This window comes from Burkholderia sp. LA-2-3-30-S1-D2 (genome assembly GCF_001523915.2).
In the GTDB taxonomy this organism is placed as follows: Bacteria; Pseudomonadota; Gammaproteobacteria; order Burkholderiales; family Burkholderiaceae; genus Burkholderia; species Burkholderia diffusa.
Window position 1 is genome coordinate 361,901 of sequence record NZ_CP013383.1, and the last position, 16,598, is coordinate 378,498.

General features: G+C 68.2%; 10 protein-coding genes. 4 read left to right on the forward strand and 6 right to left on the reverse strand.

Annotated elements, in window-relative coordinates; genetic code table 11:
* Positions 1-64: 64 nt before the first annotated feature.
* A complete protein-coding gene (locus WS66_RS01685; RefSeq protein WP_059598726.1) occupies positions 65-1,333 on the reverse strand; it encodes an NAD(P)/FAD-dependent oxidoreductase in 1,269 nt (422 codons plus the stop codon).
* A gap of 135 nt (positions 1,334-1,468) precedes the next feature.
* Complete coding sequence (locus WS66_RS01690) at positions 1,469-3,049, reverse strand: amino acid permease (RefSeq protein ID WP_059598725.1); 1,581 nt, start codon at positions 3,047-3,049, stop codon at positions 1,469-1,471.
* Positions 3,050-3,701: 652 nt separating this feature from the next.
* On the opposite strand from WS66_RS01690, the gene amaB reads away from it, so the two are divergent.
* The gene (amaB, locus tag WS66_RS01695; RefSeq protein WP_059598724.1) at positions 3,702-5,213 is read left to right on the forward strand and encodes an L-piperidine-6-carboxylate dehydrogenase; all 1,512 of its coding nucleotides are present in this window, start codon (positions 3,702-3,704) and stop codon (positions 5,211-5,213) included.
* Between the two features lie 132 nt (positions 5,214-5,345).
* On the opposite strand, the gene WS66_RS01700 is transcribed toward amaB, so the two are convergent.
* Entirely contained in the window at positions 5,346-7,805 is a 2,460-nt protein-coding gene (locus tag WS66_RS01700) for a DUF3772 domain-containing protein (RefSeq protein WP_059598723.1), read from the reverse strand.
* Positions 7,806-8,224: 419 nt separating this feature from the next.
* Between WS66_RS01700 and WS66_RS01705 the strand changes: the two genes are divergently transcribed.
* Positions 8,225-9,643 carry an MFS transporter gene (locus WS66_RS01705; RefSeq protein ID WP_059598722.1) on the forward strand — a complete coding sequence of 473 codons (1,419 nt, stop codon included), beginning with the start codon at positions 8,225-8,227 and terminating at the stop codon, positions 9,641-9,643.
* Between the two features lie 327 nt (positions 9,644-9,970).
* The gene (locus WS66_RS01710) at positions 9,971-11,197 is read left to right on the forward strand and encodes a hypothetical protein (RefSeq protein ID WP_059598721.1); all 1,227 of its coding nucleotides are present in this window, start codon (positions 9,971-9,973) and stop codon (positions 11,195-11,197) included.
* A gap of 78 nt (positions 11,198-11,275) precedes the next feature.
* Here WS66_RS01710 and WS66_RS01715 read toward each other — a convergent pair whose 3' ends face one another.
* The gene (locus WS66_RS01715) at positions 11,276-13,474 is read right to left on the reverse strand and encodes a penicillin-binding protein 1A (protein ID WP_059598720.1); all 2,199 of its coding nucleotides are present in this window, start codon (positions 13,472-13,474) and stop codon (positions 11,276-11,278) included.
* A gap of 97 nt (positions 13,475-13,571) precedes the next feature.
* Positions 13,572-15,125: a MocR-like pyridoxine biosynthesis transcription factor PdxR gene (pdxR, locus tag WS66_RS01720; protein WP_059598719.1), complete on the reverse strand. Its 1,554-nt coding sequence runs from the start codon at positions 15,123-15,125 to the stop codon at positions 13,572-13,574.
* Positions 15,126-15,248: 123 nt separating this feature from the next.
* Between pdxR and WS66_RS01725 the strand changes: the two genes are divergently transcribed.
* Complete coding sequence (locus WS66_RS01725; protein ID WP_059598718.1) at positions 15,249-15,887, forward strand: FMN-binding negative transcriptional regulator; 639 nt, start codon at positions 15,249-15,251, stop codon at positions 15,885-15,887.
* Between the two features lie 26 nt (positions 15,888-15,913).
* On the opposite strand, the gene WS66_RS01730 is transcribed toward WS66_RS01725, so the two are convergent.
* Positions 15,914-16,495, reverse strand: coding sequence for a thioredoxin family protein (locus WS66_RS01730; protein WP_059598717.1), 582 nt, complete (start codon positions 16,493-16,495; stop codon positions 15,914-15,916).
* Positions 16,496-16,598: the final 103 nt, after the last annotated feature.

Consider the following 16,598-nt stretch of genomic DNA (forward strand, 5'->3'; position numbering starts at 1 on the left):
GGAAATGCCGGCCCGGCCGACCTTTCGTTCTAATCGGCCGTGCGGTTTCGGCTGCTGCCGCCGCTCAGCGCCGGCACGACGCGAGCGCGTCGCGGGCCTGGTACGCGGTGTACGTGAGCTGCGCGGCCGCGAGTCCCGCGAGCCCGAACGTGCGCGTGAGCCCGAACGCGGCGAAGCCCTCCGGCACGGGCCGCTCCCCGGCCAGCGCGGCGGCGAGCGCTTCGCCGGCGACGGTGGTGGGCGCCATCCCGTGACCGCCGAATGCGATCGCGTGCCACACGCCGTCCGTGTCGCGGCCGATCTGCGGCATCTTGTGCCGCGCGTAGCTCATCAGCCCACCCCAGGCGTATTCGACCTTCACGCCTTCGAGCTGCGGATACACGCGCAAAAGGTCGCGTCGCAGCAGTCGCGCGATCGCGTCGGGGCCGCGGTCGAGCACGGAGATCCGGCCGCCCCACAGAATGCGCGTGTCCTTCAGCGGGCGGTAGTAGTCGAACGCGAAACGCGTATCGTAGATCGCGTACGGCGCGTCGATCGCGTCGGGCAGGCGCGTGCCGAGCGGTTCGGTCGCGATCACGTAGGTCGCGATCGGCAGCACCGCGCGCTCGATGCGCGGCGACACGCCGCGCGCATAGCCGCCGCCGGCGAACACGACGTCCTTCGCGCGCACCGTGCCCTGCGCCGTGCGCACGACGTAGCCGGCGCCTTCGCGCGCGATGCCGAGCGCGGCCGAGCGTTCGTACACGCGCGCGCCGCCGCGCGATGCGGCCGCCGCGACGCCGAGCACGTACTTGAGCGGATGGAAGTGAAACGCGTTCGGCTCGAACAGGCCGCCGTAATAGCGCTGTGTCTTCAGCCGCGCGCGCAGCGCGTCCGTCGAAACGGGTTCCCAGTCGACGTTGAATTCCTGCTTCATCAGCGTGCGCACGCCGTCGAGCCGCGATGGATCGTCGAACCAGTTCGCGAGCATCACGCCCTCGTCGACGATGTCGCAGTCGATCCCGTAGCGGGCGATCCGCGCGCGGATCAGGTCGACCGCATCGACGGTGAGCCGGTACAGGCGGCGGCCTTCGTCGCGGCCGAGCGTGCGCAGCAGGTCCGCGTTGTCGAGGCTGTAGCCGCCGAACACGAAGCCGCCGTTGCGGCCCGATGCGCCGAAGCCGACCCGCTCTCCGTCGAGCACGACGACGTCCTGCACGCCGCGCTCGACGAGGCCGAGCGCCGTGCACAGGCCGGCGAGGCCGCCGCCGACGATGCAGACCTGCGTGTCGATGGTGCCGGTCAGTTGCGGGTAGGGCTGGCGGGTAACGGTGGCTTCGTAGAAGTTCTGCATGCGTTTTCGGTGATTCGTCACGACGGAAAAACGGACGGCGCGCGTCGATCTTGCCTGAACGCGCGCGTCGCGTCGAATGGGTTTTTCAGTGCAACGGCCGCGGCGGTCGGGCGGCGGCCGTTGCTCGACCGGGCGTCAGGCGCCCGGCGTCGGGTTGGGCGGGGCGACAACGTAGGCCGGATAGCCGGTACTGGCCTTTACCGTCGCTTCGGGCGTCGCGTTGCGCTCGATCCACGGCGCGATCTCCATGTCCTCGTAGCGGACGAGGCGGCATTTGCGCACCAGCGCGTAGCCGAGCCAGATCGCGAGGAAGAACGGCAGGCCGATGTAGGTCGCGGCGATGCCGGCCCAGTCGATCCTGTCGGCGAGGAACGCCTGGTAGTCCTGGCCGAGTGCGACGACCGCGCACAACGCGAATGCGAACAGCGGGCCGAACGGAAACCACTTCGACCGGTATGGCAGCTGGTCGAGCCGATAGCCCTGCTTGAGGAAGCCGTTGCGGAACCGGTAGTGGCTGACCGCGATGCCGAGCCAGGTGATGAAGCCGGCCATGCCCGACGTGTTCAGCAGCCACAGGTAGACGGTTTTGTCGCCGAACAGCGACGTGAGGAAGCACAGCGCGCCGACGGCGGTCGTCGCGTACAGCGCGTTGCGCGGCACGCCGCCCGGCGACAGCTTCGCGAACAGCTTCGGCGCGCGGCCTTCGACCGAGAGGTTATAGAGCATCCGCGTCGACGCGTACATGCCCGAGTTGCCGGCCGACAGCACGGCCGTCAGGATCACCGCGTTCATCACGCCGGCCGCGAACGCGAGGCCCGCGTGGCGGAACACGAGCGTAAACGGGCTCACGCCCACGTCGGTGACGTCGCTCTTCAGCAGGCTCGGGTCGGTGTACGGAATCAGCACGCCGATCACGAAGATCGCGAACACGTAGAACAGCAGGATGCGCCAGAAGATCTGGCTGACCGCGCGCGGGATCGTCGTGCGCGGGTTCTCCGATTCGCCGGCCGCGACGCCGATCATTTCGGTGCCCTGGAACGAGAAGCCCGCGATCATCGCGACGCCGAGCATCGTTGCCCAACCGCCCACGAAGGGCGCGTCGCCGATCGTGAAGTTGCCCCAGCCCGCGCTCGGGCCGCCTTGCATGATCCCGAAGATCATCAGCAGGCCGACGCCAACGAACGCGAGCACCGTCAGCACCTTGATCAGCGCGAACCAGTATTCGGCTTCCCCGAAGCCGCGCACCGACAGCGCGTTGAGCGCGAAGATCAGCGCGAGGAAGATCGCGCTCCACCAGACGCCTGGCACGTGCGGAAACCAGTAGTGCATCACGAGCTGCGCGGCGACGAGTTCGACCGCGAGCGTCACGGCCCAGCTGTACCAGTAGTTCCAGCCGAGCGCGAAGCCGAAGCCCTCGTCGACGAATTTCGCGCCGTAGGTCGCGAACGAGCCCGACACCGGCATGAACGCGGCCATTTCGCCGAGGCTCGTCATCAGGAAGTAGACCATCAGGCCGATCAGCATGTACGCGAGCATCGCGCCACCGGGGCCGGCTTGCGAGATCGACGCGCCGGACGCGACGAACAGGCCCGTGCCGATCGAGCCGCCGATCGCGATCATCCGCAGATGGCGCGCCTGCAGTGCGCGGTGGAGGGACGGCTTCGCGGGCGGCGAGCCGGACGGACGGGGCGAGTCGGGGCGGGCATCTGAATGCATGGCGGGTGCTGGGCGCTGTCTCCAGGATTGTTTTTTTGGCTACGAAGCGTGACGCGTCGCCGGCCGCCACGGCGGGCAGCGGCACTGCTGCGCGGGCTTGGTCCGGATCGACTGGAACGACCGGTGCACCGGCCGCGACGCGTGTCGCCTTCGTCTGTCGTCCGGCCGCTGATCGGCGGCGCGTCGGGGCGCCGGGTGCGGTGCACCTCGACGCCGCACCGATCGTATGTGCCGGCCGCATGCGCGGCAAACGATATTTCCGCACTGGGTGATGCAACTTTGTCATCAACTTGTCGCGCATCGAAACCGGCCCGATGGCCCGGCCACTGGCCCCGGACAGGTCCCGTGACCGTACCGAATCAAGCGGTCTCGTCCTGCCCGGGTGTTGCGTTTTGGGAATGAAGTCGTGAGTTAATATCAATAGCGGCCCGACTTGTGGCCACCGACAATGTGTCTCATGGATCGTGCCTCGCGAGGCCGGGGCGTGCCGTCCGGCCGGGTTTCCGGTGGCGGCGCCGCGCGATGCGCCACGCGGCGCACCGGGCCTGCCGAGCTACGCATCCGCTTGCACAGGGCGCGCGAACGCGCTCCAATCGAATCACGCGGGCGGCGTTGCCGCCGCACCGATCAATCTGTCCCTGAAGAGGAAGTGATGCAATTCAACGACATTCTTGCTGCGCTCGACATCGATCTCGCCCAGTGGAAAGGCAATGCGCTGACCGCGCGTTCGCCGCTCGACGGCGCGACGCTCGCGACGCTGGCGGTCGACTCGCCCGCCGACGCCGAGCGCAAGATCGACGCCGCGCACGACGCATTCCTCAAGTGGCGCACGGTGCCGGCGCCGGTGCGCGGCGAACTCGTGCGCGTGTTCGGCAACGTGCTGCGCGAGCACAAGGCCGAACTCGGCCGCCTCGTCACGCTCGAAGCCGGCAAGATCACGTCGGAAGGGCTCGGCGAAGTGCAGGAAATGATCGACATCTGCGACTTCGCGGTCGGCCTGTCGCGCCAGCTTTACGGCCTGACGATCGCGTCCGAGCGCCCGGGTCACCGGATGATGGAGACGTGGCACCCGATCGGGGTGTGCGGCGTGATCTCGGCGTTCAACTTCCCGGTCGCGGTGTGGGCCTGGAATGCGGCGCTCGCGTTCGTGTGCGGCGATTCGGTCGTGTGGAAGCCGTCGGAGAAGACGCCGCTCACCGCGATTGCGTGCCACGTGCTGCTCGAGAAGGCGATCCGCGAATTCGAGAAGACCCACCCGGGCGTCGCGCCGAAGGGCCTGAGCCAGCTGGTGCTCGGCATGCGCGATGTCGGCGAGGTGCTGACGTCGTCGAAGAAGGTGCCGGTCGTCAGCGCGACGGGCAGTGTGCGGATGGGCCAGGAAGTGGCGAAGGTGCTGAGCCAGCGTCTCGCACGCGGCATCCTCGAGCTCGGCGGCAACAACGGGATGATCGTCGCGCCGAGCGCCGACCTCGACCTCGTGGTGCGCGCCGTCACGTTCGCGGCGGTCGGCACGGCCGGCCAGCGCTGCACGACGCTGCGCCGCCTGATCGTGCATCGCAGCGTCGTCGACCAGCTGCTGCCGCGCATCGAGAAGGCCTATGCGTCGGTGAAGGTCGGCAGCCCGCTCGAGGAAGGCACGCTCGTCGGCCCGCTGGTCGACCGTGCGTCGTTCGACGCGATGCAGAAGGCGCTGGCCGACGCACGCGAGCAGGGCGGCGAAGTGAAGGGCGGTGAGCGCATCGATGTCGGTCACGCGGATGCGTACTACGTGCGTCCGGCCATCGTGCGGATGCCGAAGCAATCGGCGGTGGTCGAGCGCGAGACGTTCGCGCCGATTCTCTACGTGATGGTGTACGACAACTTCGAGGACGCGATCGACGTGCACAATGCGGTGCCGCAGGGCCTGTCGTCGGCGATCTTCACGAATGACATGCGCGAGGCCGAGCAGTTCATGTCGTCGGCGGGCAGCGATTGCGGGATCGTCAACGTGAACATCGGCACGAGCGGCGCGGAGATCGGCGGCGCGTTCGGCGGTGAGAAGGAAACGGGCGGCGGCCGCGAGTCGGGTTCGGATGCGTGGAAGGCATACATGCGCCGTGCGACGAACACGATCAACTACAGCCGTCAGCTGCCGTTGGCGCAGGGCGTGAAGTTCGACGTCTGACGGAGGGGCCCGCAAGGGCGCGTTGACGTTCGAATGACAAGGGCCGGTTGCCGCGAAGGCGGTAACCGGCCCTTGTCGTTTTCAGCGATGCGTGCGCGGCGATGCCCGATCTGCGCCCGCCCGATCACGTATTCATTTGTGAGGGGCCGATCCGTCGATTGCCGGCATGTTCTGCACGACCAGCATCTGCGGCGTCGACAGCGTGATCTGCGACGCCCGCAACTGCTTCAGGATCTCGAACAGCAGGTCGCTCTTCGTCGCGCTCGCGATCCGCGGGCTCGCCACGTAGCCCGTGACGCTCAGCGTGATCCCGTCGGGCGCCAGCTGGCTGAACGTGACCGACGGCGCCGGCTTGTCGAGAATCGCCGGATGCTCGCGATACGCGTCGAGCAGCAGGTCGCGCACCTGCTCGGGGTCGGTGTTCAGCGGGAACGTGAGCATCAGCGTCGCGACGCCCTGCGTGCTGTTGCCCATCGTCACGTTGCGCACGTTCTGCGAGATCAGTTGCGAGTTCGGCACGATCACGGTCGAGCGGTCGCTGAGCTGGATCTCGGTCGCGCGCACGTTGATGCGGCGGATGTCGCCTTCGACGCCCGCGATGCTGACCATGTCGCCCACCTTCACCGGCCGCTCGGTCAGCAGGATCAGCCCCGACACGAAGTTCTTCACGATCTCCTGCAGGCCGAAACCGATACCGACCGACAGCGCGCTGACGATCCACGCAAGGTTGCTCCATCTGACGCCGAGCAGCCCGAGCGCCATCAGCACGAGCAGCACGTAGCCGACGTTGGTGAACAGCGTGATCAGCGACACGCGCATTCCCGCATCCATGCCGAGTGCCGGCATGAACTCGCTGTCGAGCCAGCGGCGCACCGAGCGCAGCAGGTAGAAGCCGATCGCGAACCCGATCACCGCGTTCATGATCCGGTCGGGCATGATGTTCAGGCTCTGCAGCCGCTGGCCGCCGATCATCGCGACCGCGCTGTCGAGGAGGTCGCTCGGCGTCGTGCCGAAACCGCCCGTCAGCAACGCGATCGCCGCGACCAGCATCAGCAGGCTCGTGCCGAGGCCGGACACGACGGTATGGGCCTGGTCGAGATGACGGTCGTCGAGCGCGAACAGGTGCTTGATCTGCCTGCCGGTCGACAGGTTCGCGGAGAACAGGCTTTCGCTCGCGTCGCGCGTCAGCTGCGTCATGATGTAGACGCTGCACAGCACGATCTCGAACCACACAAGCTCGTAGGTGATGAAGCGTGCGACCGTGATGTAGCCGATCAGCAGCGCGCCGAGCGACACGACGATCGCCAGCGTGACGCCCGCATGGATCAGCCCCGCGAGCGTCGAGCGATCCTCGGGCGCCTCGCCGGATGCCGCAAGCGCGCTGCGTACGCGATTCGCGCGCAGGATCGACGCGCCGACGGTCAGCGCGACGACGAGCGAGACGATGCCGCGGCCGAACAGCGTGACGGACAGGCTGGTATCGACGATCCGGTTGATCGATTCGAGCGTGCCAGACATCAGCAGCAGCGCGGCCAGCACGCCGGGGAACGGCTTCATCGCGAGCGCGACGGGATCGGCGAGCGCGGGCAGCCGCCACGACGGATGCTTCGTGCAGAGCAACGCGCGGCCGAGGCCGGCGATCAGCGCGCAGGTCACGGCGAGCTTCGCGAACTGGTCCCACAGATCGGTCATCGACGACGTGAGCTCGGAGTGGCGGGCGAGCGCGAGATAGAGGATCTGGACGGCGACCGCGGTCGCGAGCAGCGTCGAGAACGCCGTGGCCAGCGCCAGCGCACTGCGGCGCAGCCGGGTGGGCGGCAGGCGGTTCAGGCAGAACCACGCGAGCCCGCGTTCGACGATGCGGCGGCCGCCGAGCCAGACCGCGAGCGCTGCGATCATCAGCAGCGTGGTGAGCGCGCGCTGGCCGGGTGTCCAGGACGAGCGCAGCATGTCGCGCAGTTCGTCGTTGAAATCGTCGAGCCGCTGCACGTCGTCCGGCGACAGATGGAACAGCGGCAGCCAGAACTGCGCGCCGAAGATGCTGCCGGAACGGAACGCGAGCTGGTTCTTCAGCAGGCTGCGGTGCAGCTTCGAGAACTGGTCGTTCAGGTTCGCGAGGTTGGTCTTCTGGTCGGCGGCCTGCTTCAGCGCCGCGTCGATCTGCGCCTTGCGCGCGTTCAGCGTCGCCCGCTGCTGTGCGACGGCGGGTGTTTCGGGCGATGCGCCCGGGGCCGGCGGCGGGCCGAGCACGTCGAGCTGAGCCTGGACCTGCGTGCGCTGCGGCGCGAGCTGGCTCTGCAGCTTGTCGACGTCGGCGCTCAGTTCCTGGGTCGCGTCACCGAGCTCGTCGAGCTCCTTGCTGTTGGTCGCGTTCGACGTCTGCTGCTTGATGCGGTCCTGTTGCACCTGCATCTGCTTGAGTTGCGCAACGGCGTCGCTGAGCGAAATCGTCGGCACGGGGACGCCGACGCCGCTCGCGCCCGGTGCGGACGCGGCCGTCGGAAATGCCGACGCGGTCGCGATCGCCGCGAACTGCAGCAGTGCGAACAGCGCGATCCGGCGTGCGTACGTGGATAGTCGTTGTATGGACATGGAATGCTTACGTTTTGCCGACAATGCCGGGTGCCGCAAGGCGCCCGGAAGCCGGGAGTTGGCCCGGTAGCATGTTACCGGGGCATGGCGGCCGCGGCGCTGCCGATCGTGCGCCTTGCCTTTCGCGTACAGCGGTGCCCGCACGGGCATGCGATTGCCGCGCGGGCCCTTGCCGGTGGGGCCGTGACGGTCGCATTCGCAGTCCGGCAGCGCAACGTCGTGACGCCGGCGAACCTTACAGATCCGACAGAACGTTACGCAATTTACACAATAGCCGGCGCGAAAGTGGGGTGTCCGAACCGGTTGGCCATGCAACGCGGCCCGAGCGGCGTGCCGGTACAATGCAGCGAATCGCCCGACGGCGGCCCGCCGGCCGCCGGACAACAAAACACACGACACGATCAGGAGACACGACCAAGATGGTCTCAACGGACAGCTTTCCACAGGCAACCGCCTCGTCCTCTTCCATCGACGCCGGCTCGATTTCGGCCCGCCTCGATCGCCTGCCGCCGACCCGCAGCGTCTGGAAGCTCGTCGTGCTGCTGAGCCTCGGCTTCTTCTTCGAACTCTACGATCTGCTGTACAGCGGCTACGTCGCGCCGGGCCTCGTGAAAAGCGGGATTCTGTCCGCGACGACGCACGGCCTGTTCGGCACTACGGGCGTCGCGAGCTTCATCGCCGCGCTGTTCTCCGGCCTTTTCATCGGCACGATCGCATGCGGCTTCCTCGCGGATCGCTTCGGCCGCCGCGCGATCTTCACGTGGTCGCTGCTGTGGTACACCGCCGCCAACGTCGTGATGGCGTTCCAGGATACGGCAGGCGGATTGAACTTCTGGCGCTTCGTCGTCGGTCTCGGCCTCGGCGTCGAGATGGTGACGATCGGCACGTACATCTCCGAACTCGTGCCGAAGCAGATCCGCGGCCGCGCGTTCGCGTGCGAGCAGGCGGTCGGGTTCGTCGCGGTGCCGGTGGTCGCATTCCTCGCGTACCTGCTTGTGCCGCACGCCCCGCTCGGCCTCGACGGCTGGCGCTGGGTTGTGCTGATTGGCGCGCACGGCGCGCTGTTTGTGTGGTGGATTCGCCGCGAGCTACCGGAGAGCCCGCGCTGGCTCGCGCAGCAGGGTCGCGTCGACGAAGCCGATCGCATCATGCGCGCGCTCGAGGCGAAGGTCGAAGCCGAATACGGCCGGCCGCTGCCGCCGCCCGCGCCGTCCGAGCCGGTGCCGCCGCGCGGCAGCTTTCGCGACATGTGGGTGCCGCCGTACCGCAGCCGCACGATCATGATGACGATCTTCAACGTGTTTCAGACGGTCGGCTTCTACGGCTTCGCGAACTGGGTGCCGACGCTGCTGATCAAGCAGGGCATCACGATCACGTCGAGCCTCATGTATTCGAGCGTGATCGCCCTCGCCGCACCGCTCGGCCCGCTGATCGGCCTCGTGATCGCCGACCGCTTCGAGCGCAAGTCGGTGATCGTTGCGATGGCGGCGGCGATCGTCGTCTGCGGGCTGCTGTTCAGCCAGACGACGGTGGGCGCGTTCCTGATCGTGCTCGGCATCGGCCTCACGCTCGCGAGCAACATCATGTCGTACAGCTTCCACGCCTATCAGGCCGAGCTGTTCCCGACGTCGATCCGCGCGCGCGCGGTGGGCTTCGTCTACTCATGGAGCCGCTTCTCGGCGATCTTCTCGTCGTTCGTGATCGCGGCCGTGCTGAAGGGCTTCGGCACGTTCGGCGTGTTCGCGTTCATTGCCGGCGCGATGGTGATCGTGATGGCCGCGATCGGATTCATGGGGCCGCGTACCAAAGGCATCGCGCTCGAAGCCATTTCGAAGTAGGCGCGGGTTGCGCACGCACGTGCCGCATGCGGCACGCGCGTGAATTTCCGGCGCTTCGAGTTGCCGGAAACGCCCAGCGAAGCAACCTGCCATGCAGCGGCGAAGCAAGCGGCAACGAGTTGAAACAAAGCGTGACGAAGCGCAAAACCGCCGCGAAACCGGGGGTTCGGCCCTGCCGATTCGTGTCCGAGCGGGTAGAATGAAAGACCTGACGACTCATTAGCCGCCATTGGACCGAACGCGTTGTACTGCGAACGACTCCACCGGGAAGAGGCGTCGGCGCCGGGCGCATGCGTGCCCCCGGCTTGCCGATGGCTCGCGCGGGAGATGCGCCGTTTGCAACGTGCGGCGGCCGGATCGGCCGATGGCTTCGATCGCATGATGCTCTCCGACCTGACGCGGCGGTTGTCCAGGCCGCGTTGCCGTACCCTGGCAGTCGCCACGTATGTGTGGCTCGCAGCCGCTCTCCCGATCTCCGTTCTCGTCGCGCGGCCAGCCTTCGCTGCGTCCGACGTGCCGCCGGCCACTGCTACGTTTTCCTCATCATCGGCTTCGGCCACGCATCCGGCTTCGCCAGCGCATGTGTCTTCGGAAGCTGCGCCGGCGTCCGCCGTGCATCATGCGTTACCCGCCAGCGGGGCATCGCCGGCATCCGCTGCGTCCGCGGCCTCTCCGGCTTCCGCGGCTTCCGCGGCATCCGGCACACCGGCAAGCGAAGCCGAAGCACCCGCACCGACGCCGCCGCGCCGGCACCCGCCGCTGTCGGCCGAGGAGGCGAAGAACGCAACCGCGCGTGCGATCGACATGCGCAAGCGCTTCACGCAGGAAGTCAAGCGACGCCTGAACGTGCCCGCGAGCGAGCAGCGCGCGTATGGCGATCGCCTTCAGAACGCGCTCGCCGATGCGGATCTCGGCGACCTGGCCGGCGAATACGTTGCGCTCGTCGACCGTGCGCCGAACGTGCAGGCGCTGTTCATCTACTTCCGCGCGACGCCGTCCAATGCGTGGCTGTTGATCGGCGCGTCGCCGGTCGCCACCGGCTGGCCCGGCCAATACGATCACTTCCTGACGCCGCTCGGCGTGTTCCACCATTCACCCGACAACATGGACTTCCGCGCGGAAGGCACGACGAACGACAACGGCATTCGCGGCTACGGCATGCGCGACATGCGCATCTACGACTTCGGCTGGGTGGACGGCGAGCGGGGCTGGGGCAAGGGCGGCAAGTCGCCGATGCGCTTCCAGATGCACGCGACCGACCCCGATCGCCTCGAGCCGCTGCTCGGCATCCGGCACTCGAAAGGCTGTGTGCGCATTCCTGCTTCGCTGAACACGTTCCTGGACCGGCACGGCATTCTCGACGACGACTATCAGGCGCGCGTCGAGGCTGGCAAGTCGTTGTGGGTGCTGCGCCGCGATCGCGACATCACGCCGATCGCCGGCCGCTATCTGGTCGTGATCGACAGCGCGCGCAAGACGCGTCCGGCATGGTCGCCGGCGCCGGGACGCAACGCTTGGTCGAAGCTGCCGAAGAGCGGCGACACGGCGGACTGACGACGGCCGCTCCGACGAAGGCGGTGCATGCCGGGATCGCTTCGTCCGGGAGGACGAGGCGTCGTTGTCGAACAGTGCTCAGCGGAAGATTTTCAGCCAGTCGAACAGGCCGGGATGCGGACGCCGCCTCGGTGCGGGCGCCGGTGCACTGCGCGGACGGAAGTCTGGCGAAAACTGCGCGTGCGGATCGATCGCGCGCGCACGTAGCGCCGCATCGTAGAACGAGCCGACGATCGGCAGCGCGCTGTGCGCGCCCGCGCCCCAGTAGTCGCTGCGCAGCGTCACGCTGCCGTCGTCGAAGCCGACCCATGCACCAGCCACCAGTTGCGGATGCATCAGGATGAACCAGCCGTCCGTGTTGTCCTGCGTCGTGCCGGTCTTGCCCGCGACGTCGACGCGAATCCCGTAGCGCGAGCGGATGTCGGCACCGGTCCCGTAATCGACGACGCCGCGCATCACGTCGACAAGCGTCTGCGCTGCGGCCACCGGCAGCGCGCGTTCGGGCGGCGCGCTGCCGAACGCGGCGAGCACCTTGCCGTCGCGGTCCTCGATGCGCGTGATCATCTGCGGTGCGACGTACACGCCACGGTTCGCGATCGTCCCGTACGCGGACACCATTTCCTTCAGCGTGACGGGGCTCGTGCCGAGCGCGAGCGACGGCACCGCGTCGAGCGCGCTGTCGCGCACGCCCATCGCGCGCGCGAGCTGCGCGACCCTGGCCGCGCCTTCGCGCTGCATCACCTGCGCGGTGATGCGATTGCGCGACAGGGCAATCGCGTCGCGCAGCGTCATCGGTGCGTCGGTCGGCGGCTCGGCATCGGTCGGATGCCACACCGCGTGCGCGCCGATCGGGATTGCGACGGGGCGATCGACGAACGTATCGCCGGGCTGCATGCCGTCCGCGAACGCGGCGCCATAGACGAACGGTTTGAACGTCGAGCCCGGCTGGCGTCGCGCCTGCACGACGTGATCGAACGGCTCGCTGCCGAAATCGGGGCTGCCGACCCACGCGCGAATGGCCCCGTTGCGCGGATCGATCGCGACGAAGCCCGCCTGCACCTGCGTCTTGCGCTCGCACAACGCGTGGATGAACGCGCGATTCGCGCCGAGCTGCTTCAGCGCCGCCACATCGGTGAGCCCCGCGTCACGCGCGGCGCGATAGTCGGGCGTCTGCCGGATGAAGCCGCGGAACAGGTCGTTGCGCAGCCCGCAGCCGGACGGGTTGTGCCACGCGCTGTCGGCGATTGCCTGCAGGCGATCGGTCTGCTGCGTCAGCGCTTGCGTCGCCATGTCCTGCAGCTGCGCATCGAGCGTCGTGCGCACGACGAGGCCGTCGGCGTAGAGATCGTAGTTGTTGCGGTCGGCCCATGCGATCAGCCACTTGCGCAGCTGCACCGCGAAGTGCGGCGCGGGGCCGGGTTGCGCGGTCTGCGGCTCGAAGTCGACGCGCAGCGGCCGGCGCTGCAACTGCGCGAGCTGCCGCGGCGACAGCATGCCCATTGCCGCCATACGGGCGAGCACGATGTTGCGGCGCTGTACCGCGCGCTCCGGGTTCAGCACCGGGTTGTAGTAGCTGTTGCCCTTCAGCATCCCGACGAGCGTCGCGCTTTCGACGATGTCGAGCTGGTCCGCCGACTTGCCGAAATAGGTGCGCGCGGCCATCTCGACGCCGTACGCGTTGTACAGGAACGGCACCGTGTTCAGGTAGGTCTCGAGAATTTCGTCCTTGCTGTACACCGTCTCGATCTTGAATGCCGTGATCAGCTCCTTCACCTTGCGCGTGAGCGTCGGCGCGCGGCCGACTTCGTCCGGATACAGGTTGCGCGCGAGCTGCTGCGTGATCGTCGAGCCGCCCTGGCGGCTGCCCGAGAACGTGTGCAACCCGGCCGCGAGCGTGCGGCGCCAGTCGATGCCGTGATGCGCGTAGAAGCGGTGGTCCTCGGTCGCGATCAGCGCGTCGACCATGTGCGGCGAGATCTGCTTGAGCGGCACCCATTCGCGATTGACGGGCCGAAATTCGGCGATCAGCTGACCGTCGGCCGACAGCACGCGCGCGGGGCGGTCGATGCGTGCCTTGCGGATGTCGCCGATGCTCGGCGTGAACGGGACGAACGCGAGCAGGACCAGCAGGCCGAGCACCGGTATCGCGGCGAGCGTCAGGGCGACACCGCGGCGCGTCGGATGGCGCAGGCGATGCCAGGCGCCGGCGCCCAGCAAGCGGGCGCCGGCGCGGCAGCGAAGCCACAGGTCTCGAAGAAACGGCACGAAGCGATTCACGGCGGCAGGAGCGCGAGCGGAAAAGGCGCGATCCTAGCAAACCGCGAACCGTTGCCTGTGGCCAAACAGCCCGTTTTCTTGCAGGATTTACAGACGATTACGTTTGTTTCCCGCGGACAACCTTTGGTCGTATGCGTCGCCGCGATTCTTCCGATGAAACGGTGCCGGCCGCTTCGCCGACCACATCCGCGAGGCGCTGCGCGGCCGCTTCCATCCGTGCGCGATCGAACCCGCCGAAGCCGAGCACGAGGCCCGGGCGCGCGGTGCCCGGCGCGAACATCGGCGATACCGCGCGCACCGCGACGCCCGCCTGCGCGGCGCGCGCCACCACGTCGAGATCGTCGATCCCTTCGGCGAGCCACAGCACGACGTGCATTCCCTGATCGCCAGGCTGCACCCACGCGCGCTCGCGCGGCAGCCGCGCGCCGAGCGTGTCGATCAGTAACGCGCGCTGTTCCGCATAGACGCCGCGCACACGGCGAATGTGGCGGTCGAGATGCCCTTTCGCGATGAAGGCGGCGAGCACGTGCTGATCGGCGGTCGGCGCGTGCCGATCCATCAGCACGCGCGCACCGCAGAACGCGGGCACGAGATCGCCGGGCGCGATCACGTAGCCGAGCCGCAGCGACGGGAACAGGATCTTGCTGAACGTGCCGAGATAGATCACGTGTTCTGGATCCAGCCCTTGCAGCGACGGAAACGGATAGCCTTCGTAGCGCAGCTCGCTGTCGTAGTCGTCCTCGACCACCCACGCGCGATGCGCGCGCGCCCAGCCGAGCAGCGCGTTGCGCCGCGCCATGCTCATCGGCATACCGAGCGGGTACTGGTGCGACGGCGTGACGAACGCCGCGCGCGCGTTCGGCGCGAGACGGATGCCGGCCTCGACGTCGATGCCGTCCGCGTCGACCGGCACGCGGACCATCGCGTCACGCCGCCCGGTGCTCTCGAGCAGTGCAGTGATGCCGCGATAGGCGGGATTCTCGACCCACGCGCGATCGTTCGGGCCGAGCAGGACCTGGCTCGCGAGGTGCAGCCCCTGTTGCGTGCCGCTCGTGATCACGACCTGATCGGCGCTGCAGCGCACCGAGCGCGAGCGGCGCACGTAATCGGCGATCGCTTCGCGCAGCGGCAGCGCGCCTTGCGGATCCGCATAACCGGACGGCGCACCGGCGCCGCGGGCGCGCAGGCGGTTGCCGAGCCGGCGCCAGATGTCGTCGGGTGCGGTGAGCCCGACCGGCACCGAGATCGCGAACGGCACGGCCGGCAACGGACGGAACTCGCGGGCGATCCGCGCGAACGTCGCGGCCGGTTCGGGCAGCCCGGCGTGTGCGGCACGCCGCCGGGCGGCGGGTGGTTCGACGGCCGGCGGAGAGGGCTCGGCGAGCGCGTTCGCGACGCGCGTGCCGGCGCCGCCGCGCGCCGCCAGGAAGCCTTCGGCGACGAGCTGCGCATACGCGTCGACGACGGTGCCGCGCGCGACCTGGAGCGACGTCGCGAGCAGCCGCGTCGACGGCAGCGTGTCGCCGGGCCGCACGTCGCCGCGCCGCACCGCGTCCCGCAACGCCTGCACGAGCTGGCGGCTCAGGTCGCCGGCCGCGCGGTCGAGCACGCCGAGCGACGGGATTTCGACGATCCGGGCGGTTCTGGCCATGATTCTGGTCTGCTGAAATTGTTCGAAACCGGCTCTACAGAATAAACCAGTTAGCGGTCACAATCTGCGCATGACGGGCCAGTGCCCGAGCCATTTCAATCCCTGCACCACCGTGGAGCCGACATGTACGTCCCTGCCGATTTCAACGAGCCCAACCCCGACGCATTGCGCGAACTGATCGCGCAGCATCCGTTCGGCAGCCTGGTCACGCACGGGAAGAGCGGGCTCGACGCGAACCACCTCCCGTTCGAGTTGCTGCCGGGCGACGGCGGCCTCGGCGAACTGCATGCGCACGTCGCGCGTGCGAATCCGGTCTGGCAGGCGGTCGCGAACGGCGACGACGTGCTCGTGATCTTCCGCGCCGGCGACGCGTACATTTCGCCGAACTGGTACCCGAGCAAGCATGCCGCGCATCGGCAGGTGCCAACGTGGAACTACGTGGTCGTGCATGCGCACGGCCGCATCACGGTGCGCGACGACGAGAAGTTCGTGCGCGGCGTGGTCGCGCGGCTGACGCGCACGCACGAGGCGTCGCAGCCGGTGCCCTGGAAGATGGCCGACGCGCCAAAGGACTATCTCGACACGATGCTGCAGTCGATCGTCGGGCTGCAGATCGAGATCACGCGGCTCGTCGGCAAGCGCAAGCTCGGGCAGAACAAGGCGGTCGACGATATCCGCGGCGCGGGCGACGCGCTGATCGCGGACGGGAATCTCGCGATCGGGGAGGCGATGCTGGCGGAGGCGGATGCGAAGCGGAAATAGGTCGCGGTGAATCGCACGGGGGCGCGCTACTGCGTATGCGTCGCGCCCTTCGCCCCTTCTCCCGCCTGCGCCAGCGCCCCCCGGATCGCCGCTTCCGTCTTGTCATACCCGCCCTCGCCATACCGCGTATAGACGACCTTCCCGTTCGCGTCGATCAGGTACAGCGCGGGCCAGTACTGGTTCCCGTACGCACGCCAGGTGTCGTAGCGGTTGTCCTGCGCGACCGGATACTGGATGCCGAAGCGCTTGATCGCATCGGCGACGTTCTTCGCGTCGCGTTCGAACGGATACTCGGGCGTATGCACGCCGACCACGACGAGCCCCTGGTCGCGATACTTCCGGTACCAGTCGTTCACGTACGGGATCGTATGAATGCAGTTGATGCACGAGTACGTCCAGAAATCGACCAGCACGACCTTGCCGCGCAACTGATCGAGCTTGAGCGGCGCGCTGTTGTGCCAGCGCTCGATGCCGGTGAAGTCGGGCGCCGGCGTGCCGGCGAGCGAGGTGGTCGTGCCCGCGTCGTCGCGAGTGCCTGCGAATGCGGCGAGCCCTGCCGTGGCGGCGAGGGCGATCACGAGGGCGGCGGTCCTGAATCTGGGCAGCATGACGGTTCTCCGGTTCGGCCGGCCGCCGCGCAAGTGCGCGGGCCGGACAGGTTTCGACAGCCGTCATTGGGCCGCGCCGACGTATCTGCGGTGTGTCCGGCAA

Coding starts and splice junctions, on each gene's coding strand:
- WS66_RS01685 (WP_059598726.1), bottom strand. CDS start 1,333: ATGCAGAACTTCTACGAAGCCACCGTTACCCGCCAGCCCTACCCGCAA.
- WS66_RS01690 (WP_059598725.1), bottom strand. CDS start 3,049: ATGCATTCAGATGCCCGCCCCGACTCGCCCCGTCCGTCCGGCTCGCCG.
- amaB (WP_059598724.1), top strand. CDS start 3,702: ATGCAATTCAACGACATTCTTGCTGCGCTCGACATCGATCTCGCCCAG.
- WS66_RS01700 (WP_059598723.1), bottom strand. CDS start 7,805: ATGTCCATACAACGACTATCCACGTACGCACGCCGGATCGCGCTGTTC.
- WS66_RS01705 (WP_059598722.1), top strand. CDS start 8,225: ATGGTCTCAACGGACAGCTTTCCACAGGCAACCGCCTCGTCCTCTTCC.
- WS66_RS01710 (WP_059598721.1), top strand. CDS start 9,971: ATGCGCCGTTTGCAACGTGCGGCGGCCGGATCGGCCGATGGCTTCGAT.
- pdxR (WP_059598719.1), bottom strand. CDS start 15,125: ATGGCCAGAACCGCCCGGATCGTCGAAATCCCGTCGCTCGGCGTGCTC.
- WS66_RS01725 (WP_059598718.1), top strand. CDS start 15,249: ATGTACGTCCCTGCCGATTTCAACGAGCCCAACCCCGACGCATTGCGC.
- WS66_RS01730 (WP_059598717.1), bottom strand. CDS start 16,495: ATGCTGCCCAGATTCAGGACCGCCGCCCTCGTGATCGCCCTCGCCGCC.